Origin of the sequence: Amycolatopsis sp., assembly GCF_035276945.1 — a bacterium.
GTDB lineage: Bacteria > Actinomycetota > Actinomycetes > Mycobacteriales > Pseudonocardiaceae > Amycolatopsis_E.
In genome coordinates, this window is record NZ_DATELF010000159.1 from 69,218 (window position 1) to 90,819 (window position 21,602).

Below are 21,602 nucleotides of genomic sequence, written 5' to 3' on the forward strand. Positions count from 1 at the left end.
CGGCAAGTTTCGAGTGGAAGGCGGCGGGAGTGGGAGTACGAGGAAAGACGTGGCTGACTGGTCTGGCTGTCGCGACGGCGGCTACCGCGGTCCTGGTGACCACGGCGGCGACGAGTGCCGCGGCGCCACCCCCGCCACCCAACCCGAGTGACTCCGAAATCGACGCCGGCCGTGCCCTGGCCGGCGCGAAAGCCACTCAGGTGGGCCGCCTGGCCAGCCGGCTCGCCGCGGCCGAGGCCCGCCTGTCGGCCCTTTCCGACGACGTCGAGCTGAAACTGGAGCAGGCGAACAAGGCGCTCGAAGACCTGCGGGCCGCGCAGGACGCCGCGGACGCGGCGGAAGCCGCGGCCGTCTCCGCCCGCAAGGAATCCGAGGCGGCGGCCGCGCAGGTCGACCTCGCGAGGGCGGATCTCGACCGGCTCGTCGCCGTCACCTTCCAGCAGGGCCAGACCATGGGGTCGATCTCGGCCCTGCTCGGTGCCACCAGTCCCCGGGATTTCCTCGCCCGCGAGCAACTGCTGTCGTCGGTGAGCCTCGACCGGTTCAGCGCGCTGGAGTCGATGGAACGGGCGCGCACGGACAAGGCGAACAAGGACGCGGCCGCCCGCGAAGCCCTCCGGACCGCCCAGCAGCAGAAGGACGCCGCCGATCTGGCCAGAAGCGAGGCCGACGCCGCGCGGGCCACGGCCGAACAGGCGAGGCAGGACCAGGCTGCCGAAACCGCCCGGCTGGAGGCGGACAGGAACAGCGTCGAGCAACAGCTTTTCGCCGCCCAGCAACAGGTGGACGGGCTGCGCAACCAGCGGCAGCGCTACCAGGACTGGCTGGCGCTGAGGCAGCGCGAGGAGCAGGAAGCGGTTCATAAGATCGTTTTCGTCGCGAACGGCACACGGGCTTCGGTGGTGCGGAACGGTTTGGTCGCCGCGCCGGCGTCGGATGCCGCGGTCGAGCGCGTGATCGCACGGGCGATGTCGCAGGCCGGAATGCCCTATGCGTGGGGCGGCGGGAACGCCGACGGGCCGACGCTGGGCCTTCGCGACGGCGGCGTCGCCGACGCCCACGGCGACTTCCGCAAGCGCGGCTTCGACTGCTCGGGCCTGATGGTCTACGCCTTCGCCGGCGTGGTGTCGCTGCCGCACTACAGCGGCTACCAGTACACCGCGGGCAGGCAGGTGCCGCTGTCCCAGATGCGCCGGGGCGACCTGCTGTTCTGGGGCCGCCGCTCCATCCACCACGTCGCCCTCTACCTCGGCGACGGCATGATGATCGAGGCCCCCGAGTCCGGCCAGGTCGTCCGCGTGACACGGGTCCGGTACCGCGAGATCCTCCCCAACGCCACCCGCCTCATCGGCTAGCGCCCAGCAGGGCGAGCACGGCACGGACGCGGCGATGGTGGTGGTCGCCGGGGTGCAGTCCCAGTTTGGCGAAGATGGCGGAAACGTGCTTGTCGACGGTGCGGATGGTGACGACGAGGGTGGTGGCGATGGCGCTGTTGCTGAGTCCCTCGGCCATCAGGCCGAGCACCCGCCGCTCCTGAGGGGTGAGCGTGCCCAGGCCGGGGTCGGCGAGGCAGCGCCGGCGCAGCAGCGCCGCCACGACTTCGGGATCCAGCGCCGTTCCTCCGCCTGCCACCCGCTCCAGTGCGGCGACCAGCTCGCTGGTGTGCGCCACCCGGTCCTTCAGCAGGTACCCGACCCGGGCCGCGCCGCCGTCGAGCAACTCGATCGCCTGCCCGACCCGGAGGTACTGCGACAGCAGCAGAAGCCCGACCTCGGGGCACTCCGCGCGGATCCCGCGGGCGGCGCGGAGTCCTTCGTCGGTGTGCGTAGGAGGCATCCGGACGTCGATCACCGCCGCGTCCGGCCGGTGCGCCCGGACGGCCGTGTGCAGGTCGTCGGCGTTCGCCACGGCGGCGTCCACGGTGAAGCCGGCCTCGGAGAGGATCAGGCTGAGGCCATGGCGCATCAACGCGGAGTCGTCGGCGATTACGACGTGCACGGGATTCTCGCGGCCACAACGGTGCCACCGGGCCGGCGGTCGCGGACGTCCAGGCGTCCCCCGGCTGCTTCGACGCGATCGGTCAGGCCTCGCAGCCCGGTGCCCCGGGCCGGGTCGGCGCCGCCACGGCCGTCGTCGGTGATGACGATGCGCAGCCCGGTCGCGTCGCGGGCGAGTTCGACATGTGCCGCGGTCGCCCCGGCGTGTTTGACGGTATTGGTCAAGGCTTCGGCGGTTACGTAGTAGGCGGCCGATGCGGCTTCCGAGGGCAGCGGGCCCGCGCGGCCGCTGACGGTCACCCGCAGCGGGATGTGCCAGACCAACTCGGCGAGCGCGGCGTCCAAGCCGTCGTCGGCGAGGGCGTTCGGATTGATGCGGCGGCAGATGTGCCGAAGCTCGTCGCGCGCGCCAGTCAGCGTCGCCGCCACCTTTTGCAGCGTGCCTGAGGCTTCGGTCCCGTCGAGGCGGCGGGCGAGCAGGTCGAGCAGGACCGCGGCCGAAACCAGGTGCTGCTGGACGCCGTCGTGCAGGTCTCTCTCGATGCGGCGACGTTCGGCGTCGGCCGCGTGCAGCACGCGTGCCCGTGAAGCCCTCGTCTGGGCCAGGGCGCGGCGAGCCACCACGATCAGGAATCCGACCGGCGTCACCGCGAGAAACCAGAACAAGCTGTGCATCAGCCACGTCGGAGGGTCGCCGTCCAGGCCGGCCAGCGTGGCGGACAAACAGGCCACCAGCGCCACGCCGGCGGGTAACAACACCGGCAACGCCGTCCTGGCGGTGGCCCGCTCACTCTCGCGGATCCGCAGCACCACGACGGCGAATACACCGGCCACCGCCAGCGCCACCAGAGCCGCGCCGACCGGACGCGCCGCGGGCGGACCGGTCAGGAGACCAGCGGCGACGGCGGTCGCGTATCCCGCGGTCGCCACCTTTCGCCCTGCGGCCCCGGACAACCTCGACGGCACCTGGCCCAGCAGCAGATGCCCCAGGGCGGCGACCACGACATTGGTGACCACCGCGCCGCCGAACGCGGGGGAGCCGGCCGCCGAGGCCGACGCCAGCAGGACCAGCCACCCCACCCCGAGGACGCCGATCAGCAGGCTCGCGCCGCCCACTCCGAGCTGAATCCGGCAGATCAGGCCGATCGCCGCGAACGAGAGGCCCACGGCGAGCACGGGCACCGTCGCCTCCGCCGGAACCACCGGGCGTGACGCCATCGCGGCCACGGTCAACAGCCCTGTCGTGACCGTGGCGACGCTCAGGATCACGGATACCGAGGGAAACGAGCTGACCCTGTTCACGACCCGATTCTGCCGACACCACTGCCACCGAACCGGCTCGCCGGCGAAATTGCCCGGTCCGGCCGAGTCCCGTGGCGTCCGGCCGGCGCAGCCCTGGTGGTGCCAACCCCCAGCCGCGAACTACCGCGTCCGCCGCACTGCGCGAGCGCCGCGCGAGGTGGTCGACTACCGGCCTCACGATCTCCAGGAGGCCGACGATGCGCGAACCTGTCCGATCCTTGTTCGTTCTGCTGGCCGCTGTCGTGCTCGGCGGTTCCGGCGTGGCCGGCGGCGCGACCGCGGCACTGCCCCCGCTGGACGCGGCCGCGGTCGCCACGGCCGTCCGGCAGGCGCCGGGCGGATCCGTCCTTGGCATTCTGGCCACTGCGGAGAACACTGCGGAGGACACCGTGGAGGCCACTGCGGACAACACCGTGGAGGCCACCGTGGAGGCCACTGCGGAGGACACCGCGGAGGGTCGGGACGGCCAGGTACGCGTAACCGCCGGGCGCGCGAACGCCACGACCTCGCAACCGGTGCGGGCCGACGGCCGGTTCCGGATCGCCAGCATCACCAAGACGTTCGTCGCCACGGTGATCCTGCAGTTGGCCGCCGAACACCGCTTCGGCATCGACGAGGCGGTACAACGGTTCCTGCCCGGCGCACTCCCCGCGAGCTATCCCCCGATCACCGTGCGCCAGCTGCTCCAGCAAACCAGTGGAATCGCCGACTACGGCCGGGAAATCATGGTCACCCCGGACCAGGTTCTGCGCGACCGCTGGCGGCACTGGGACCCCCGCGGACTCGTCGCCACGGCGACCGCCCACCCGCTCGCCTTCCCGCCCGGCACCCGGCTCGACTACTCCAACACCAACTACGTGCTGCTCGGCATGCTGATCCACGCGGTGACCGGACGCCCATGGGGCGAGGAAGTCCGGACCAGGCTGCTCCAGCCCTTGCACCTCACCGAGACGACCGTGCCGGGCGACGACCCCGGCATCCTGGGACCGCACGCGAACGGCTATGTCACCGTCACCCGTGACGACCGGCCCGTCCTGGTCGACGCCACCGAATACAACGCCTCGTGGGCGGACGCGGCCGGGGAGATGATTTCCTCGGCCCGCGACCTGCACGCGTTCTTCGCCGCCCTGCTCGCGGGCCGGTTGCTCCCGGCCGACCTGCTGGCCCAGATGCTGCGCCCCTATCCCGGGGGGACGCTGGGCGGCATCGCAGGCTACGGGCTCGGCATCATGACGCTGCGGATGCCGCCGGAATGCGGCGGGCAGGTCCTCTACGGTCACGGCGCCGGAATCGTCGGTTACGCCGGCATGTCGTTCGCGAGCCGCGACGGGCGACGAAGTCTGGTGATCTCCGTCAACACCACGGCGTTCGACGACGACAGCACGTCCCTGCCCAAGCTCCTCGCCATCACGCAGGTCACCTTCTGCGGGCGGGCCGGGGCCTAGCCCGCTGCCGACATCCTGCCGGACAGGGCGGAGTCGGTGTGGCGGAGAATGAGTCCGCCGAAGCCGGTTTCCGGTAGAGGGGGCCACCAGTGTTTTCCGGGCGGGTGTTGATCGGGCTCGCGGTGGCCGTCACGATTGTGGCCGTGGTGCTCGGTACCGTTTTCGCCCTGCAGCGCAAACTCATCTACCTGCCGTCGGGCGGGCCGGTGCCGAACGCGGCCGACGTCCTGCCCGGCGGGCGGGACGTCACCCTGGTCACCGGTGCCGGCCTGCGCCTGACCGCCTGGTACTTCCCGGCCGCCGCCGCGCGAGCGACCGTCCTGGTCGCCCCGGGCAACGCGGGAAACCGGTCGCTCCGGGTTCCGCTGGCCCGGGCGCTGCGCGAGCGCGGCCTTTCCGTGCTGCTGCTCGATTACCGCGGCTACGGCGGAAATTACGGGAAACCCACGGAGTCCGGGCTGGCCAGGGACGTCCGGGCGGCTCGCGAATTCCTGGTCCGGGACCAGGGAGTGCCGCCGGAGCGGCTGGTGTACTTCGGCGAAAGCCTCGGTTCGGCGGTGGTCGCCGAACTCGCCGCCGAGCACCCGCCGGCCGGCCTGGTCCTGCGTTCGCCGTTCGTGGATCTCGCCTCGGTCGGGCAGCGGCACTACCCGTTCCTGCCGGTTCGCCTGCTCCTGCTCGACAAGTTCCCGGCCGCCGCCCACCTGCGACGGGTTCGCGCGCCCGTCACCGTCGTCTACGGCACCTCCGATTCGATCGTGCCCCCGGCACAGAGCCGCGCGGTCGCCGAAGCGGCGGGCGGCCGGACGGTCGAGGTGCCCGGCGCCGGTCACAACGATCCGGCGCTGCTGGACGGCCCGCTGCTGGTCGACGCGATCGCCGAAGCGGCCTGGTGATCCGCCCATCCCCGCGCGGGGAATCCGGACACGATGTGAAGTTTTCCGCGTGGCCGCAGGGCCGTCACCGCCGCGTTCGACAAGCTCGCCCGGCTCGGCCGGGCCCGCGTACTGCATCCAACGGTGACGATCCGGGCACCTGGTCCGCCGTCTGTCCGGACCTACTGGGCGGACTGCAGGTCAGCAGCCCGTGCTTCGCCACCTTCGCGCGGATCGGACAATTGTCCTGTTCGGGCGAAGATGGCGGTGTTCGGGCCTGGTTGGCGGAGGTAGTGGCGGGGTTCGGGGCTACATGGCGGGTCGGTGCCTGCGGCGCCGAGATCGGCCTGGAGAATGCCCGGCGTGCCCGAGCCGCAGACACAGCGCCCACTGGTTCGGCCTGCACCACCGCGGCGGCGACATGATGTTGCACCACCGCACCCTCAACGCCGTGATCATGCGCGACTGGTCCCGCGAGATGGAGCTGTTCGCCTCGGCGCTCGAAATCTCGGCGAACACCACCACGAAACCGCCCGAATGGGTCGGTATCAAGGAGTTCAACGCCTGGTCGGGCAGCGAGTGGGTCGGACGAATCCGACAACGGCGACTATCTCTGAGGGCGTCCTCATGCGCGCCTACGCAGAACGCCTGGACGGCATGGCTCACCTACTCGCCTCCCTGGAATGGCCCTTCACAATCCACCGCCCCGACGAACTACGCCAAGCCCTCAAGACACTGGCCAGCCAGCTCGCTGAAGCCGCAGAGCGAGAACCGGCAGAACAACGGCCGTGACTCCGAGCCTCACGCCGTGTTGTTGCACGGACTGCGAAACACGCCTCGCTGGAAGCCAGCAACGTACCCAACGACGGGCATCGAGCGGTGCGATCTCAGAATCCGCCAACCAGGTCCGGACAGACTGGCATCGCGCCGTCCGGACCTAGCCCGAGTTTCCGGGTTTTCGTGATCGAGATACATGTTTCCGTTGCGGGACTTGGGTTTTTGCCTCAATCGCCGTATTACCCACTGTTATGGCAGCCATGATCGCCGGCGGCACCTCGTGCCACCAGATCGCGGACAACTCGAACCGATAACCTGCGGGTACGCGATGGCGGCGGTGGGTAATACACTCACGATCATGAAAAGTGGCCGCTGATCTGCGGTAATGCCGAATGCGGGCGGCCAAAGCCGGAAACTCGGGCTAGTTGGCGGACCGCGGGTCAGCGGCAGCCTGCTCCGCCAACTTCGGCCGGACAGGACATCTCGAACCGTTCCGACCACGAACGCCCGTACTTCTTGACCCAGTCGTGGATGGGCTTGAGCGCGCGGCCGTTGAGCCGGTACAGCCGCTGCCGCCCGTCCTCCCGCACGTCGACCGCGCCGACCTCGCGGAGTACCCGCAGGTGCTTCGACACCTGCGGCTGGCCCAGCCCCAGGAGCCGGACCAGGTCGTTCACCGGACGCTCACCGGCGGCGAGCACATCGAGGATCCGCCGCCGGCGGGGTTCGGCCACCGCGTTGAACACATCCGCCGTAGTCGCCGCGTGTGCCACGACCTCGATTGTATTCCCATATGGGTATGTTTCAACCGCCGAACCAGCCTGGCGCGTCGAGCCGGAAGGCGGTCGCGGGCACCACGGTCCGCAGTGTCGCTTCCAGTTCGCGCACCTTTTCCCTGCCGACGGCGGAGCCCCACTGTGCCCGGAGTTCTTCGAAGATCTCGGCGGAGCGGGTCAGGACGTCAAGCCCGCGCGGGGTGAGCAGGACGAGCTTGCGCCGGGCATCCGCCGGGTCGTCGGCGCGCTCGGCGTAGCCCAGGCTTTCCAGGCGTTCCACGGTCTTTCCAGCCGCCTGTTTCGAGATGCCCAGCCGCCTGCCGAGCTCACTGGCGGTGGCGCCGTCGCGGCCGATGGCCTGCAGGGCGAAGCCGTGGGCCGGGCGAGCCTCGGGATGTCCCCGGCGGGCCAGCTCGGCGTGCAGCTGGTCGATCAGCGTGCGAAAGCCCGCGAACAGCAGTAGCGGCAGCATGAAGCCTGGCTCGTCCCGGGCGGGCTCAGTCATGGTGGCCGCCCGGGGGCTTGCCAAATTCGACAACCTGGTTTACCTTTTCGACAACCACGTTGACGAGTATAGGAGAAGTCGCTGTGTCCGAGAATGTCTTCATCACCCACACCCTGGAGTCGGCCCCGCCCGCGGCTCGTCGCGCGATGGACGCCACCGTCCGGAACCTGGGACATCTGTCGCCCGCGGTCGCCAGACTCGCCTCGTCGCCGCACCTGCTCGACGGCTTCCTGAAGGTCAGTGGCCTGTTCGAGGCGACGACCCTGGACCCGCTCGCCCGCGAGGTCCTCATCCTCACCGTGGCCACCCGCAACGCCTGTCACATCTGCGTCGCCATGCACACCGCCAAGTTGACCGGCATGGACGCCGATGCCCGGCTCATCGCGGCACTGCGGGACAGCCGGTCCCTGGACGACGAGCGGCTCGAGGCCATCAGGGTGTTCACGCTGGCGGTCCTCGAGACCTCCGGGGCTGTCGACGACGCCACGCTGCAGGACTTCTTCGCACGCGGCTACACCGCCCAGAACGCGCTGGAGGTGGTTCTGGGCATTGGCGCATACACCCTGTCGACACTGGCCAACCGCCTGGTCCAGGCCCCGCTGGACGACCGGCTGAAGCCGTATGCGTGGCACCCTCAGGTGGCCTGACCGCGGCGACGGTGAGGTGCCAGACTCGGGTCATGGAGCTGGCGGGGATCGTGCTGGCGGGCGGCGCCGCCCGGCGGCTGTCCGGTGTGGACAAGCCGATGCTGGAGGTCGGCGGGACGCCGTTGCTGCGCCGGGCGGTCGACGCGCTCGGCGCGGCCCGGCCGGTCGTCGTGGTCGGTCCACGGCGGCCGGGCCTGCCGGGTGTGAGGTGGACGCGGGAGGATCCGCCAGGCGGGGGACCGGTCGCCGCGCTCGCCGCGGGGCTCGCCGCGCTGTCACCTGGGTATCCCGAGGTGGTGGCGGTCCTCGCGGCGGACCTCACCGGGGTCCAATCGTCCACTGTGGACAAGCTGGTGCGCGCGCTGGGCAAGGCGGACGGGGCGGTGCTCGTCGACCCGGAGGGCAGGTGGCAGTGGCTGATCGGGGCATGGCGGACCACGAAGCTGCGTGCCGTCCTGCCGCCGGAACCAAGTGGTGCGTCCCTGCGGAAGGTGCTGGGCGGTCTGTCCATCGTGGCGGTTCCCGGGGCACCGGGGGAGAGCGCCGATGTGGACACCCCCACCGACCTCGACCGGCTCACGGGGAGGCCCCCGGTCGTCAACTGAGCGTTTTTAACCCGATCACGCAGGGCTTACAGCCCTCATACCGCCCGCGGAGTTGACTATCGGTACGGTCGCAGGAGGCGAACGTGAGCAAGGAGGGGAAAACGTGACCGAGCCGGGCTACCCGGAGGGCCGGAACGGGCAGCAGGACACCACCCCGGCGCGGGACGCGCAGTTGCTGGAGCGCACCGTGCTCGAGGTGAAGCGGGTCATCGTCGGGCAGGACCGCCTGGTCGAGCGGTTGCTGGTCGGCCTGCTCTCCAAGGGGCACCTGCTGCTGGAGGGCGTGCCCGGCGTCGCGAAGACCCTCGCCGTGGAGACCTTCGCGCGGGTGGTCGGCGGTTCGTTCTCCCGCGTGCAGTTCACCCCCGACCTGGTGCCCGCCGACATCCTCGGCACCCGGATCTACCGGCAGGGCAGCGAGCGGTTCGACGTCGAGCTCGGTCCGGTGGTGGCCAACTTCGTGCTCGCCGACGAGATCAACCGGGCGCCCGCCAAGGTGCAGTCGGCGATGCTCGAGGTGATGGCCGAGCGGCACGTGTCCATCGGCGGCAAGACCTTCCCGATGCCCGACCCGTTCCTGGTCCTGGCCACCCAGAACCCGATCGAGAACGAGGGCGTCTACCCGCTGCCCGAGGCGCAGCGCGACCGCTTCCTGTTCAAGATCGTCGTCGACTACCCGACGGCCGAGGAAGAGCGCGAGATCATCTACCGGATGGGCGTGACCCCGCCCGAGCCGCACGAGGTGCTCAGCCCGGCCGAACTGGTGCGGCTGCAGGGCGTGGCGGCGAAGGTGTTCGTGCACCACGCACTGGTGGACTACGTGGTGCGGCTCGTGCTGACCACCCGCACCCCCGCCGAGCACGGGCTGGCCGACGTGGCCGGGTGGGTTTCCTACGGCGCCTCGCCGCGCGCGAGCCTCGGCATCATCGCGGCGGCGCGGGCGCTGGCCCTGGTGCGCGGGCGCGACTACGTGCTGCCGCAGGACGTCGTGGACGTGGTGCCGGACGTGCTGCGCCACCGGCTGGTGCTGTCGTACGACGCGCTGGCCGACGCGGTGCCGCTGGACCACATCATCAACCGGGTGCTGCAGACGGTGCCGCTGCCGCAGGTCTCCGCCCGGCCGCAGGGCGGTCCCGGCCAGCCGGTGCCGATGGGAGCGCCAAACCGGTGAGTGAACGACCCCGCTGGGCACCACCGGTCCTGGCCGGGGACCGGCTCGAGGCCGGGCTGCGCACGCTCGAACTGGAGGTGCGCGGGCGCCTGGACGGGTTGTTGCAGGGCAACCATCTCGGGCTGGTGCCGGGCCCAGGATCCGAACCCGGGGAGGCGCGACCGTACCAGCCCGGTGACGACGTGCGCCGGATGGACTGGGCGGTCACCGCGCGCACCACGGTCCCGCACATCCGCGAGACGGTCGCGGACCGTGAACTCGAAACCTGGGTGGCCGTGGACCTCTCGCCGAGCCTCGACTTCGGCACCGCGCTGTGCGAGAAGCGCGATCTGGCCGTCTGCGCGGTCGCCGCGATCGCGTACCTGACGGGCGGCGGCGGGAACCGGCTCGGCGCGGTCATGTCCAGCGGCGCGGAGACCGCCCGGATCCCGGCGCGCGGCGGGCAGGCCCATTCGCGGAGCCTGCTGCGCAAGGTCGCCGAGCTGCCGCGCGCGACCGAGGGTACCCGCGGAGACTTGGCCGCGATGATCGAACAGCTGCGCCGGCCCCCGCGGCGGCGCGGCCTGGTGGTCGTGGTGTCGGACTTCCTGGGCCCGATCGACTGGCAGCGGCCGTTGCGGGGCCTGTCGGCGCGCCACGAGCTGATCGGCATCGAGGTGCTCGATCCGCGGGACGTGGACCTGCCGGAGGTCGGCACCGTCGTACTGGCCGACCCGGAAACCGGGCGGCAGCGTGAGGTGCGCACGTCCGCCCTGCTGCGCCGGGAGTTCGCCGCCGCCGCGCAGGCGCACCGCGACCAGGTGGCACGGGCCCTGCGGCAGGCCGGGGCCGCGCACCTGGTGCTGCGCACGGACTCGGACTGGATCGCCGACACGGTGCGGTTCGTGGTGGCGCGCAAGCGGCGGTGGTCGGGAGGCGCGGCATGAGCGTGCGGGTCGCGCGCAAGGCCGCGGAGGGAACCGCATGAGTGTCAGTGGGTTCACCGCGCCCTGGTATTTCCTGTTGCTGGTGGTGGCGGCGGCGGTGCTGCTGGGCTACCTGGTCGCCCAGCGCGTGCGCCGCAAGCGGACCATGCGCTTCACCAACCTGGAGCTGCTGGACAAGGTCGCGCCGCGCAGCCAGGGGTGGCCGCGCCACGTGCCGGCCGCGTTGATCATCGTCGCGCTCGTCCTGCTGACCGTCGGGCTCGCCGGGCCGACCGCGGAGGCGAAGGTCCCGCGCAACCGGGCCACCGTGATGCTGGTGATCGACGTGTCGCTGTCGATGGAGGCGACCGACGTCCGGCCGACCCGGATCAAGGCGGCCCAGGACGCGGCGACCGCGTTCGCCAACGGGCTCACGCCCGGCATCAACCTCGGCCTGGTGTCCTTCGCCGGCACCGCCACCGTGCTGCAGCAGCCGACCACCGAACGGCAGCCGGTGGTCACCGCGATCGACAACCTCAAACTCGCGCAGTCGACCGCGACCGGGGAAGGGATTTTCGCCGCGTTGACGGCGATTCAGGGGTTTTCGTCGGTCGTCGGCGGCGCGGAGGGACCGCCGCCCGCGCGGGTCGTCCTGATGAGCGACGGCAAGCAGACCGTTCCGGACGACCTGTATGCCCCGCGCGGGGCGTTCACCGCGGCGCAGGAGGCGAAGAAGGAGGGGGTGCCGATCTCCACCATCTCCTTCGGCACCAACCACGGCACGGTCACCATCGACGGCCGCGAGGTACCGGTGGACGTGGACGACGGCTCGCTGCAGGAGGTGGCGCGGCTCTCCGGCGGAGAGTTCTACCAGGCCGGGTCGGCCGAGCAGCTCAAACAGGTGTACGCCGACCTCGGCGAGCAGATCGGCTACGAGATGAAGGAGACCGACGCGAGCAAACCGTGGGTGATGCTCGGTACCCTGTCGCTCATCGTGGCGGCGGGCAGTTCCCTGTTCCTGGGGCAGCGCTTGCCCTAGTCCCGGGCGATGGCCGAGGCCCGCGAGGTCAACCGCCGGCCGCGAAACCGCGCTGGCGCCAGGCTTCGTACAGGGCGATCGCGGTGGTGTTGGCCAGGTTGATGGACCGCGACCCGGGCATCATCGGCACCCGCAGCCGGTCGGTGATCTCCGGCAGCCGCTGGATCTCCTCGGGCAGGCCCGCCGATTCCGGGCCGAAGAACAGGACGTCACCGGGCTGGTAGGCGACATCGGTGTAGCAGCGGTCGGCATGGGAGCTGAACGCGTAGACGTTCGCGGGCAGCAGCGCGTGCCAGGCGGAGTCCAGGTCGGGATGGACGCGGACGTAGGCGAGGTCGTGGTAGTCCAGCCCTGCCCGGCGGAGGTGTTTGTCCTCGAAGGCGAACCCCAGCGGCTCGACCAGGTGCAGCTGGGAGCCGGTGTTGGCGGCCAGCCGGATCGTGTTGCCCGTGTTGGGCGGGATCTCCGGCCGGTAGAACAGAATGCGGAACATCGTTTCTCAGGGGCTCCTCGGGCGGGTCTTGCCGGTCAGCATCCCACCACACCCGCGCGGGTCAGCCGTGGAGGGCGCGGTAGGCGGCGGCCGCGCCGGGGTGCAGCGGAACCGCGCCGGTGCCGATCAGCGAGCGGACGTCGAGGAACTGGGTGCCCACGGCCTGCGCGGGCACGAGCTCACCGGCGCGCTGGGCGAGCACGCGCGTGACCCCGCCGGCCACGTCGCCGGGCAGGTCCGGCCGGCACACCAGCAGGTTGGCCACGCCGATGGTGTCCACTTCCCCGCCGCCGCGGTACGCGCCGGCGGGCACCCGCACCGATTCGTAGCCGATCCGGCCGGGGGAGCGCAGCGCGGGCAGGAACGGGCTCAGCGGCAGCAGGCGAATGCCGACCTCTTCGTCCAATGTGGACAGAACCGGCAGCGGTACACCGCCGGCCACGAGCATGGCGTCGATGGCGCGCGTCGCCAGCGCGTCGCGAGCCTGCGCCATCGACAGGTGGAGCGCGCGCACGTCCGGCAGACCGGCCACCCGCAGCAGCCGGGCGCCGAGCACGGCGCCGCCCGATCCGGCCGAGCCCAGCGAGATCGTCCGCCCGGCCAGGTGCGGCACGGCCGTGATCGGGGAATCGGCAAGCACGGCAAGTTGCAGGTAGTTCTCGTAGACCCGGCCGAGCGCACGCAAGGCGACCGGGCGGGAGAAGGGTGCGCTGCCGGAGAGGGCGGACTCGGCGATGTCGGCGAGCGTCATCGCGAGTTCGGCCTGGCCCGCGTCGATCATCCCGAGGTTCGCCACGCTCGCCTCGGTCGGCAGTGCCGTGCAACGCAGGCGGGAGTAGGCGGCGGTCAGCTCAGCGGCGAGCAACTGGCCGAACGCCCGGTAGAAGCCGGTTTCTTCACCGGTCGCGATCCGCACCTCACCGGCAGGTCCCGCCTCGCCCGGCGGCGCGCTGCCCGCCAGTGTCACGGTCGCGCCGGTCACCCCGGCGAGCCCGGCCACGAGGAACGTCCGCCGCCTGATCATGGGTGCCGCTTCTTCCGCGATTTCGCGCGCGACCGCGATGGGGTCGCGCGGGCGATCGTGACGAGCCCGGTTACGCCGCGCTGAACGGCGCCCTGCCGCCCCGGTAGCAGGGCCGTGCCCCCGCGAAGCAGAGCTTCGCCGGGGCGTGCGCCGTGGCCGGTTCGGCGGCCGCGCGGTACCTGGGGTGTCATGACAGCACCACCCGGACCACAAGCCCGTGCGGGGTGGCCGCCGACAGTTCGATGCGCCCGCCCCGCCCGGCGACCAGCCGCTCGGCGATGGCGAGTCCGAGCCCGGTGCCGGGCCTGCTTCGATGCCGCTCGGCGCGCCAGAACCGGGTTTGCGCCCGGGCGAGCTCGGCTTCGGTGAGGCCCGGTCCGTTGTCGCGCACTTCGAGCATCCCGTCCCGGCCGCGCACTTCGATCCTGGCCCCGCGCCCCGCGTACTTGATGGCGTTGTCCAGCAGCACGTCCAGCACCTGGGCCAGTTCCGCCTCGGTGGCGGAGACCGTGCCGGAAAGTCCATTGTGGACAAGTTCGACACCGGCCCGCTCGGCGACCGGCTGCCACAGGTGCACCTGCGCGGCCGCGACGGCGTTGACGTCCGAGGAAACCCCGTTCGTGCCGGCCACGGCGAGTTCACCCGCGCGGTGTTCCGCGCCGGCCAGGGTGAGCAGGCCGTCCAGCAGGTTTTCCATCCTCTCCAGCGCACCGACGGCCCCGGCGTAGGTCCGCGCCGCGGACTCCGGCAGGTGCGCCCGGAGCGTGTCGACGCGCAGCCGCAGCGCGCTCATCGGATTCCGCAGCTGATGGGAGGTGTCGGCGACCAGGCGGCGCTGCTGTTCCAGTGCCGAGGTCACGGTGTCCGACATGCGGTTGAACCCGGCGGTGAGCTTGCGGAGCTCGGGCGGCCCGGCCAGTCGCGGGTGCTCGGGCGGCAGGCCCGCGGTCAGCCTCCCCACGGCGTGATCGAGGCGGCGCAGCGGGCCGAGCACCCACCGGGTGGCCGCCAGCGCGAGCGCGAGGCACGCCAGGGTGAACAGCGCCGTGCCCGCGAGCACGAACGTCCAGCTGTGCGCGACGTCCGCGGCGGCGGCCTGGACCGAGACCCGCAACACCACCGCGCCCGAAACGCGGGTGCCGGCCCCGGCCGGGCGCGCGAGCAGTACCGGAGCCGACGACCAGGGGGAGATCGTGCCGGCCGGATTGGTCCGCTGGTTGCGCAGCGCGGTGTCGATCAGTTGCGACACCGCGGGTTCGGCGGCGGTCATCCCGCCGGTGGCGACCACCGGCACGCGTCGCGCCGTCACCACGACGATCGGTTCTCCGTACAGCTCGGTGTACCGGGTCGCCTCGGCGGTCACGGTGCTCTCGTCGCCCGTCGTGGCGGCATCGTCCGCGAGCGCGGCGAACCGGTCGAGGTCACCCGCGCGGGCCAGCAGGAGCTGTTGGGTCCGCTGCGTGGCGGTGACGGTCAGGAGCGGGATGGCGAACCCGGCCGTCGCCAGCAGCACGAACGCGAGCAGGACGGCCAGCACCCGGGTGCGCACTCCTCACTCACCGAGGCGATAGCCGAAGCCACGGATGGTGGTCAGCAGCTCCGGGCGGCGCAACTTCGCGCGCAACTGGGTCAGGTGCACGTCCAGCGACCGGGACACCGCCAGGTAGGCGTCGCCCCACACCTCGTCCATCAGCTGCTGGCGGCTGACCGCCGTGCCGGGCCGCCGGGCCAGCGCGGCGAGCACGCCGAACTCCTTGGGCGTCAGCTCCACCTCGGCCCCGCCCACCAGCACCCGCCGCGCCTCGAGATCGACCTCGACGTCACCGACGACGACCGTCCGCGGAGCCGGCTTTCCCGCCGTGGTCCGGCGGCTCACCGCGTCGATCCGGGCGAGAAGTTCGCTCAACCGCACGGGTTTGACGAGGTAGTCGTCGGCACCCAGGCGCAGCCCCCGGACCACCGAACGCTCGTCGCCGCGGGCGGTGAGCACGATGATCGGCAGCGTGGTGACCGCCCGCAGCTTCCGCAGCACGTCGAGGCCGTCCAGATCGGGCAGCCCGAGGTCGAGCAGGACCAGCTCGGCCTCGCGGTGCGCGAGCAGCGCGTCGGCGCCGCGGCGGACCCGGGTGGGGCGGTGGCCGTGCGAGTCCAGCGAGTCGAGCAGTGCCTCGGCGACACCGTCGTCGTCCTCGACCAGAAGTACGTGCACAGCCATGACTCTAGGCGTTCATCCGGGAATCCTTGGCGGTGTCCCGCATGCGGACGTAGATCAGCAGGGAGCAGAACACGCACAAGGTCACGTACCAGAAGAACCAGGACTCGTGCCCGGCCTGTTTGAACCAGAGCGCGATGTACTCGGCGGTGCCGCCGAAGATCGCCACGGCCAGCGAGTACGGCAGGCCGACCCCGAGCGCGCGGATGTTGGTGGGGAACAGTTCCGCCTTCACCACCGCGCTGATCGAGGTGTAGGTCGCGCTGATCGCCAGCGGAACGGTCATCAGCACGAACGCGTAGACCGGGTTCTTCGTGTGCGCGAGCAGGGTCAGCGACGGCACCGTGACCAGCGTGCCGAGCACACCGAAGGCGATCAGCATGGGCCGGCGGCCGACCCGGTCGGACAGCGCGCCGAAGATCGGCTGCAGCACCACGAACACCACCAGCGCGCAGAAGTTGATCCAGGCCGCGGCGGGCTTGCTGATCCCGCTGGTGTTGACCATGAATTTCTGCAGGTAGGTGGTGTAGGTGTAGAAGAACAGCGTGCCGCCCATGGTCAGGCCGATCACCAGGGCGATCTCCCGGGGATGGCGCATCAGCTCGCGCAGGGTCCCGCGCGCGGCGGCGTTTTCGCCGTCGCGGACGGCCTCGAAGCTGGCCGACTCGTCCATCCCGCGCCGCAGGTACAGCACGATCAGCGCGCCGAGCGCCCCGATGGCGAACGCGATCCGCCAGCCCCAGTTGTCCAGCTGCTGCGTCGTGAGCACCTGCTGCAGCACGATCTGCACGGCGAGCGCCACCAGCTGGCCCGCGATCAGCGTGACGTACTGATAGCTCGAGTAGTAGCCGCGCCGCTCCTGGGTGGCCACTTCGGACATGTAGGTCGCCGAGGTCGAGTATTCGCCGCCCACCGAAATTCCCTGCAGCAGCCGGGCGAGCACCAGCAGGATCGGCGCCGCGATGCCGATCGAGTGGTATCCGGGGGTGAGCGCGATCAGCAGGGACCCGCCGGCCATCAGCGTGACCGAGAGGGTCAGGGCGGCCCGGCGGCCGAACCGGTCGGCGTACCGGCCGAGGATCCAGCCGCCGATGGGACGCATCAGGAAGCCGACCGCGAACACCCCCGCGGTGTTGAGCAACTGCGCCGTCGGGTCTCCCCTGGGGAAGAAGGTCGCGGCGAAGTAGACGCTGAACGCGGTGTAGGCGTACCAGTCGTACCACTCGATCAGGTTGCCGATCGAGCCGCGGAGGATGTTGCTGACCACCCGCCGCCGCGGGGGTCCGGCGATTCGCGTCGTCATGGGCGGACTCCTTGTCTCGGGGGCCTGGAGGTTGCACCCCCAGAGGACGAAGCGGCCTGGGGTTGCACCTCCGGAAAGCGGAAAGCGGAAAGCGGAAAGCGCGGAAGCGTGGAAAGCGTCGAAAGCGTCGAAAGCACTGTGACCACAACCACGTTCGGTGATCATCCGTCCTCCGGGCAAGGCCGGCGGGGAAGCCCTAACAGTCCCTTAGGGCTATTACCGCCCGGTAGCGGCACAGGTGATGCCAGGCCCCGGGACAGCGGTTAACCTCAGCCCGTCACCTTGAGACGAAACGAGTGCGAGGAGTACAGGTGGGACGGTCCGTTCTCGTTACCGGCGGCAATCGCGGCATCGGCCTGGCCATCGCCCAGGGCCTTGCCGGGCAGGGGTACAAGGTCGCCGTGACGCACCGGGGATCCGGGGCGCCGGAGGGCCTGTTCGGCGTCGAAGCCGACGTCACCGACTCCGAGCAGATCGACGCCGCGTTCAAGCAGGTCGAGGAGCATCAGGGGCCGGTCGAGGTGCTGGTGTCCAACGCCGGGATCACCGACGACACGCTGTTGATGCGGATGAGCGAGGAACAGTTCACCCGGGTCGTGGACGCGAACCTGACCGGCGCCTACCGGGTCGCCAAGCGCGCCTCCCGGGGGATGCTGCGGGCGAAGTGGGGACGGTTCGTCTTCATCTCCTCCGTGGTGGGGCTGTCCGGCGGCGCGGGGCAGGTGAACTACGCGGCGAGCAAGGCGGGCCTGGTGGGTCTGGCCCGGTCGCTCGCCCGCGAACTGGGCTCCCGCAACATCACCGCCAACGTGATCGCCCCCGGCTTCGTGGTGACCGACATGACCGACTCGCTCAACGAGGAGCAGCGGGCGGCGGCGCTGGCCCAGATCCCCGCGGGACGGTACGCGGAGCCCGCCGAGATCGCCGCGGCGGTGGGCTTCCTGGCCTCGGACCAGGCGGGCTACATCAACGGGGCGGTGCTGCCGGTCGACGGTGGCCTCGGTATGGGCCACTGATGTTCTTGGGAGTGGACAGAGGGTTCTTGGGAATGGACAGAGGGTTCTTGGGAATGGACAGAGGGTTTTGGGGATGACAGAGGGTTTTGGGGAATGGACAAGGGAAAGGACCAGCGTGCCCGGACTGCTCGAAGGTAAGCGGCTGCTCATCACCGGCGTGATCACCGACGCGTCGATCGCGTTCCACGCGGCCACGGTGGCGCAGGAACAGGGAGCGAAGGTGGTGCTCACTGGCTTCGACCGGCTGTCGCTGGTGGAGCGGATCGCGAAGCGGCTGCCCGAGCCGGCCCCGGTGGTCGAGCTCGACGTACAGAACCAGGAGCACCTGGACACCCTGGCCGACCGGGTGCGCGAGCACGTCGACGGGCTGGACGGGGTGCTGCACGCGATCGCGTTCGCCCCGCAGACCTGCCTCGGGGCGCCGTTTCTGAGCGCGCCCAAGGATGACGTGTCGGTGGCGGTCGAGGTGTCGGCGTACTCGTTCAAGTCCCTCGCCGTCGCGGCGTTGCCGTTGCTGTCGGTGGGTTCGTCGATCGTCGGCCTGGACTTCGACGCCCGGGTCGCCTGGCCCGCCTACAACTGGATGGGGGTGGCGAAGGCGGCGCTGGAGTCGGTCAACCGGTACCTGGCGCGGGAACTCGGGCCGCACGGGATCCGGGTGAACCTGGTCTCGGCCGGGCCGCTGAAGACCATGGCCGCCAAGTCGATTCCCGGGTTCGGCGAGCTGGAGGGCGGCTGGGTCGACCGTGCCCCGCTGGGCTGGAAGGCCGAGGACGCGACTCCGGTGGCCAAGAGCATCTGCGCCGTGCTGTCCGACTGGCTGCCCGCCACCACCGGTTCGATGATCTGGGTCGACGGCGGCGTGCACGCGATGGGTCTTTGACAGGCAAGTTACTGACAGGTCGGCAAGGCCACTTCAGGGGACGCCCCTGAAGTGGCCTTGTGGCATCAGGGCTTCGCGAAAGTGCCGGTAGTCGGTGGGGTGTCCCGGCTGCCGCCTCGATCCGACCACGCGAGGTGAAGGCCCGCCTGCGCAACGGGTGGCCCCCGTGCGGCGTCTGCGCTGTCACGGCGGCAAGATGGCGTCCGTGAGTTACGACGCGCTGCTGTGGTTGTCGTTCGGGGGACCCGAGGGACCCGACGAAGTGATGCCGTTCCTGGAGAACGTGACGCGCGGCCGGGGTGTGCCGCCCGAGCGGCTGGCCGAGGTCGCCGAGCACTATCGGCATTTCGGTGGCGTCTCGCCGATCAACCGGCTCAACCGGGAGGCCATCTCCGCCGTGAAGAAGGAACTCGCGGCGCAGGGCATCGAGCTTCCGGTGTATTTCGGCAACCGGAACTGGCATCCCATGGTCGAGGAAACCGTCGCGCAGATGAGGGCCGACGGCGTGCGTCGCGCCCTGGTCTTCCCGACGAGCGCGTACGGCGGGTACTCGGCCTGCCGCCAGTACGACGAGGACATCGAGCGCGCGCGGGCCGCGGTCGGCGAGGATGCGCCGGAACTGGTGAAACTGCGGCAGTTCTTCGACCATCCACTGTTCGTGGGCGCCTTCGCCGACGGGTTGTGCGGCGCGCTCGCGGAACTGAAGGACGCGCGGACGGTCTTCACCGCGCATTCGGTGCCGGAAAGCGCCGACCGGGCCTCTGGGCCGCCGGAGGAGGGCGGGCGCCGTTACTCGCGGCAGATCGCCGAAGCCGCCCGGCTGGTCGCCGCGGAAGCGGGGGTGGACGCCTACGACGTCGTGTGGCAGTCGCGGTCCGGCCCGCCGCAGGTGCCGTGGCTGGAGCCGGACATCGTCGACCACATCGACGCGCTCCACGCTCAGGGCGTCGGTGCGGTCGTGGTGTGCCCGGCCGGGTTCGTCTCCGACCATCTGGAAGTGATCTGGGACCTGGACAACGAAGCCGCCGAACGCGCCGCCGAGCACGGTATGGGCTTCGCGCGGGTGGCCACACCGGGCGGGGATCGCCGGTTCGCCGAGCTCGTCGTGGAACTGGTTCGCGAACACCTTTCCGGCGCACCGGCGCGCAAGCTGTCGAACTTCCCGGCGGCGGGTTGCACCGTCAACGGAGCGCCCTGCGCGGTCGGCTGCTGCGAACCCGTCAGGAGAAGCCGCTAAGCCGTGCTTGAAAGCGGCGGAGCCGCTCGCGGTGAGGCCGCCAGCTCGTTCCGCTACCCGCACCGCCACGCAAGCCGCTTTGAACACTTCATGGCTGCCGGTTGTGTTCGGTGAGGAGGCGGACGGCCTCGTTGACGGCCGCGTAACGCGCGACGCGCACGGCCTCGCCCAGCGGCCGTAGTGCGTCGGCGCGGCGCAGGGCGGCCGACGCGGACAGGGCGCCGCCCGGATCGTCGGCCTCGGCCAGGGCGAGGATGGCGCCGATCTCGTCCGCGCGCTGCAGCACACGCAGCGCCCGCCCCGGCGTGCCCGCCGGCCACATGAGCTTCGGCCGGGCCTTGAGCCACGCGGACAGTTCGGCCCTGACGCCGGGCCGGTCGCGCGCCAGGTCGAGTGCCTGCAGCGTGCCCGCGGAATCGCGGATCGCGTCGGTCAGGCCGTGCTCGGCTTCGCCGATACCCACCGGGTCGGCGCTCCCCCGACAGTCCACTTTGTACACTGTCCAGCGCACGAGCCCTTCGGCGATCGCGTGCGGCACCAGGCCGAACCCGAGGGCGGGCAGCAGCATCGCTTCTCCCACGCGTAGCGCCGCTTCGGTGAACGTGCCACCGCCGCCGAGCCCGCGCACGTCCCCGGGCACGGGCAGCACCAGCCGCGCCCCGCCGGCGCTCCGTGACCGTAGCGCGGCGAGCAGCTGCACCGGGGTGACCGGGAAGTCGCCGGCGAGCGGAAGGTCGAGCGTCACCGCGGCTTCGGCGTCGCCCGCGACGACCTCATGGGCCTCGCCCCACACGAGGAGAGCGTCGAGTACGTCGTCCGAAGCGGCGGCACCGGACAGCCACGCCGAGGTCCACACGGCCAGGGTCGCACTGGGACAGCACACGAGAACTCAGAATACGGCAGGCGCGGCAATGTCTCCGCCAGCCCTCCGGGCACCGGGGGATGACTGGCACCGGGGGATGACTGGCACCGGGGATGACTGGCCCTGGGGGATGACTGGCTCTGGAAGATGACGGGCCGGTGCTGATCCTCCTTCACCGTGGAGCGGCCTCCGCAGGTCCTTCCACACAAGGGGTGGTTCTTTTGACGCGTAACGCGCTTCTCCGTGCTCTAGCCGCGGTGCTGGTGGCCGCGGGGCTTACGGCGCCCGCCACGGCCGGCGAAGCGGTGAGCTGGGGACCGTGCCTCAAGGGCACCCTGAGTACCGAGGCCGCGCAGCTGCCGCTCGCGGCCGGACTCCAGTGTGCGACGCTGTCCGTGCCGCTGGACTACCGGCAGCCCGGCGGTAGACGCATCGATGTGGTGATCTCCCGGGTGCGGAGCGCCAAGCCGGCCGCCCGGCGGGGTGTGCTGCTGCTCAACCCGGGTGGCCCGGGCGGATCCGGGCTGG

21 protein-coding genes and 1 pseudogene are annotated in these 21,602 nt (G+C 71.1%); 12 read left to right on the plus strand and 10 right to left on the minus strand.

Going from position 1 to position 21,602, the window contains the following annotated elements; translation table 11 throughout:
• Positions 1-29: 29 nt before the first annotated feature.
• Positions 30-1,355 carry an NlpC/P60 family protein gene (locus VJT49_RS29045; RefSeq protein WP_324168140.1) on the plus strand — a complete coding sequence of 442 codons (1,326 nt, stop codon included), beginning with the start codon at positions 30-32 and terminating at the stop codon, positions 1,353-1,355.
• Here VJT49_RS29045 and VJT49_RS29050 read toward each other — a convergent pair.
• Positions 1,345-1,998 carry a response regulator transcription factor gene (locus VJT49_RS29050; RefSeq protein ID WP_324168142.1) on the minus strand — a complete coding sequence of 218 codons (654 nt, stop codon included), beginning with the start codon at positions 1,996-1,998 and terminating at the stop codon, positions 1,345-1,347. The two genes, VJT49_RS29045 and VJT49_RS29050, sit on opposite strands and share 11 nt — an antisense overlap.
• Complete coding sequence (locus tag VJT49_RS29055) at positions 1,986-3,299, minus strand: sensor histidine kinase (RefSeq protein WP_324168143.1); 1,314 nt, start codon at positions 3,297-3,299, stop codon at positions 1,986-1,988. Before VJT49_RS29055 ends, VJT49_RS29050 begins: the two co-directional genes overlap by 13 nt.
• A gap of 197 nt (positions 3,300-3,496) precedes the next feature.
• Here VJT49_RS29055 and VJT49_RS29060 point away from each other — a divergent pair, with 197 nt between their 5' ends.
• Both VJT49_RS29060 and VJT49_RS29065 read left to right on the plus strand, forming a co-directional pair.
• A complete protein-coding gene (locus tag VJT49_RS29060; protein WP_324168144.1) occupies positions 3,497-4,744 on the plus strand; it encodes a serine hydrolase domain-containing protein in 1,248 nt (415 codons plus the stop codon).
• A gap of 89 nt (positions 4,745-4,833) precedes the next feature.
• Entirely contained in the window at positions 4,834-5,640 is an 807-nt protein-coding gene (locus VJT49_RS29065) for an alpha/beta hydrolase (protein ID WP_324168145.1), read from the plus strand.
• 1,196 nt (positions 5,641-6,836) lie between these two features.
• Here VJT49_RS29065 and VJT49_RS29070 read toward each other — a convergent pair.
• Together VJT49_RS29070 and VJT49_RS29075 are read right to left on the minus strand one after the other, a co-directional pair.
• Positions 6,837-7,169 (minus strand): metalloregulator ArsR/SmtB family transcription factor, encoded by a 333-nt coding sequence (locus VJT49_RS29070; protein WP_324168146.1) that lies wholly within the window; start codon positions 7,167-7,169, stop codon positions 6,837-6,839.
• Positions 7,170-7,200: 31 nt separating this feature from the next.
• Entirely contained in the window at positions 7,201-7,677 is a 477-nt protein-coding gene (locus tag VJT49_RS29075; protein WP_324168148.1) for a MarR family winged helix-turn-helix transcriptional regulator, read from the minus strand.
• 146 nt (positions 7,678-7,823) lie between these two features.
• Here VJT49_RS29075 and VJT49_RS29080 point away from each other — a divergent pair, with 146 nt between their 5' ends.
• The 5 genes from VJT49_RS29080 to VJT49_RS29100 all read left to right on the plus strand — a co-directional run bounded on the left by VJT49_RS29080 (position 7,824) and on the right by VJT49_RS29100 (position 12,044).
• Positions 7,824-8,324, plus strand: a complete 501-nt coding sequence (locus VJT49_RS29080; RefSeq protein ID WP_324168166.1) for a carboxymuconolactone decarboxylase family protein — start codon at positions 7,824-7,826, stop codon at positions 8,322-8,324.
• A 32-nt stretch (positions 8,325-8,356) separates the two neighbouring features.
• A complete protein-coding gene (mobA, locus tag VJT49_RS29085; RefSeq protein ID WP_324168149.1) occupies positions 8,357-8,929 on the plus strand; it encodes a molybdenum cofactor guanylyltransferase in 573 nt (190 codons plus the stop codon).
• Between the two features lie 103 nt (positions 8,930-9,032).
• The gene (locus tag VJT49_RS29090; protein ID WP_324168150.1) at positions 9,033-10,100 is read left to right on the plus strand and encodes a MoxR family ATPase; all 1,068 of its coding nucleotides are present in this window, start codon (positions 9,033-9,035) and stop codon (positions 10,098-10,100) included.
• A complete protein-coding gene (locus tag VJT49_RS29095; protein ID WP_324168151.1) occupies positions 10,097-11,026 on the plus strand; it encodes a DUF58 domain-containing protein in 930 nt (309 codons plus the stop codon). The genes VJT49_RS29090 and VJT49_RS29095 overlap by 4 nt, the downstream gene beginning before the upstream one ends.
• A 37-nt stretch (positions 11,027-11,063) precedes the next feature.
• Positions 11,064-12,044: a VWA domain-containing protein gene (locus VJT49_RS29100; protein ID WP_324168152.1), complete on the plus strand. Its 981-nt coding sequence runs from the start codon at positions 11,064-11,066 to the stop codon at positions 12,042-12,044.
• Between the two features lie 28 nt (positions 12,045-12,072).
• Here VJT49_RS29100 and VJT49_RS29105 read toward each other — a convergent pair whose 3' ends face one another.
• The 5 genes from VJT49_RS29105 to VJT49_RS29125 all read right to left on the minus strand — a co-directional run bounded on the left by VJT49_RS29105 (position 12,073) and on the right by VJT49_RS29125 (position 17,076).
• A complete protein-coding gene (locus VJT49_RS29105) occupies positions 12,073-12,537 on the minus strand; it encodes a tRNA (cytidine(34)-2'-O)-methyltransferase (protein ID WP_324168153.1) in 465 nt (154 codons plus the stop codon).
• Between the two features lie 61 nt (positions 12,538-12,598).
• On the minus strand, positions 12,599-13,561 hold the full coding sequence (locus VJT49_RS29110) for a TAXI family TRAP transporter solute-binding subunit (protein WP_324168154.1): 963 nt from the start codon (positions 13,559-13,561) through the stop codon (positions 12,599-12,601).
• 187 nt (positions 13,562-13,748) lie between these two features.
• Positions 13,749-15,110 carry a HAMP domain-containing sensor histidine kinase gene (locus tag VJT49_RS29115; protein ID WP_324168155.1) on the minus strand — a complete coding sequence of 454 codons (1,362 nt, stop codon included), beginning with the start codon at positions 15,108-15,110 and terminating at the stop codon, positions 13,749-13,751.
• A gap of 3 nt (positions 15,111-15,113) precedes the next feature.
• The gene (locus tag VJT49_RS29120) at positions 15,114-15,776 is read right to left on the minus strand and encodes a response regulator transcription factor (protein ID WP_324168156.1); all 663 of its coding nucleotides are present in this window, start codon (positions 15,774-15,776) and stop codon (positions 15,114-15,116) included.
• Between the two features lie 4 nt (positions 15,777-15,780).
• Positions 15,781-17,076, minus strand: a complete 1,296-nt coding sequence (locus VJT49_RS29125) for an MFS transporter (RefSeq protein WP_324168157.1) — start codon at positions 17,074-17,076, stop codon at positions 15,781-15,783.
• 311 nt (positions 17,077-17,387) lie between these two features.
• On the opposite strand from VJT49_RS29125, the gene VJT49_RS29130 reads away from it, so the two are divergent.
• The 3 genes from VJT49_RS29130 to VJT49_RS29140 all read left to right on the plus strand — a co-directional run bounded on the left by VJT49_RS29130 (position 17,388) and on the right by VJT49_RS29140 (position 20,212).
• Positions 17,388-18,092, plus strand: coding sequence for a beta-ketoacyl-ACP reductase (locus tag VJT49_RS29130; protein WP_324168158.1), 705 nt, complete (start codon positions 17,388-17,390; stop codon positions 18,090-18,092).
• 115 nt (positions 18,093-18,207) lie between these two features.
• Entirely contained in the window at positions 18,208-18,975 is a 768-nt protein-coding gene (gene fabI, locus VJT49_RS29135; RefSeq protein WP_324168167.1) for an enoyl-ACP reductase FabI, read from the plus strand.
• Positions 18,976-19,180: 205 nt separating this feature from the next.
• Positions 19,181-20,212 (plus strand): ferrochelatase, encoded by a 1,032-nt coding sequence (locus VJT49_RS29140; protein ID WP_324168159.1) that lies wholly within the window; start codon positions 19,181-19,183, stop codon positions 20,210-20,212.
• Between the two features lie 88 nt (positions 20,213-20,300).
• Here VJT49_RS29140 and VJT49_RS29145 read toward each other — a convergent pair whose 3' ends face one another.
• On the minus strand, positions 20,301-21,095 hold the full coding sequence (locus tag VJT49_RS29145; protein ID WP_324168160.1) for a hypothetical protein: 795 nt from the start codon (positions 21,093-21,095) through the stop codon (positions 20,301-20,303).
• A gap of 200 nt (positions 21,096-21,295) precedes the next feature.
• Between VJT49_RS29145 and VJT49_RS29150 the strand changes: the two are divergent.
• Positions 21,296-21,602: pseudogene (locus VJT49_RS29150) on the plus strand (alpha/beta hydrolase); the annotation flags it as partial.

Bases quoted from the DNA above. Each gene is read 5' to 3' on its own strand.
- VJT49_RS29060 (WP_324168144.1), top strand. From the start codon at position 3,497: ATGCGCGAACCTGTCCGATCCTTGTTCGTTCTGCTGGCCGCTGTCGTG.
- VJT49_RS29075 (WP_324168148.1), bottom strand. From the start codon at position 7,677: ATGACTGAGCCCGCCCGGGACGAGCCAGGCTTCATGCTGCCGCTACTG.
- VJT49_RS29080 (WP_324168166.1), top strand. From the start codon at position 7,824: ATGGACGCCACCGTCCGGAACCTGGGACATCTGTCGCCCGCGGTCGCC.
- mobA (WP_324168149.1), top strand. From the start codon at position 8,357: ATGGAGCTGGCGGGGATCGTGCTGGCGGGCGGCGCCGCCCGGCGGCTG.
- VJT49_RS29100 (WP_324168152.1), top strand. From the start codon at position 11,064: ATGAGTGTCAGTGGGTTCACCGCGCCCTGGTATTTCCTGTTGCTGGTG.
- VJT49_RS29105 (WP_324168153.1), bottom strand. From the start codon at position 12,537: ATGTTCCGCATTCTGTTCTACCGGCCGGAGATCCCGCCCAACACGGGC.
- VJT49_RS29110 (WP_324168154.1), bottom strand. From the start codon at position 13,561: ATGATCAGGCGGCGGACGTTCCTCGTGGCCGGGCTCGCCGGGGTGACC.
- VJT49_RS29120 (WP_324168156.1), bottom strand. From the start codon at position 15,776: ATGGCTGTGCACGTACTTCTGGTCGAGGACGACGACGGTGTCGCCGAG.
- VJT49_RS29125 (WP_324168157.1), bottom strand. From the start codon at position 17,076: ATGACGACGCGAATCGCCGGACCCCCGCGGCGGCGGGTGGTCAGCAAC.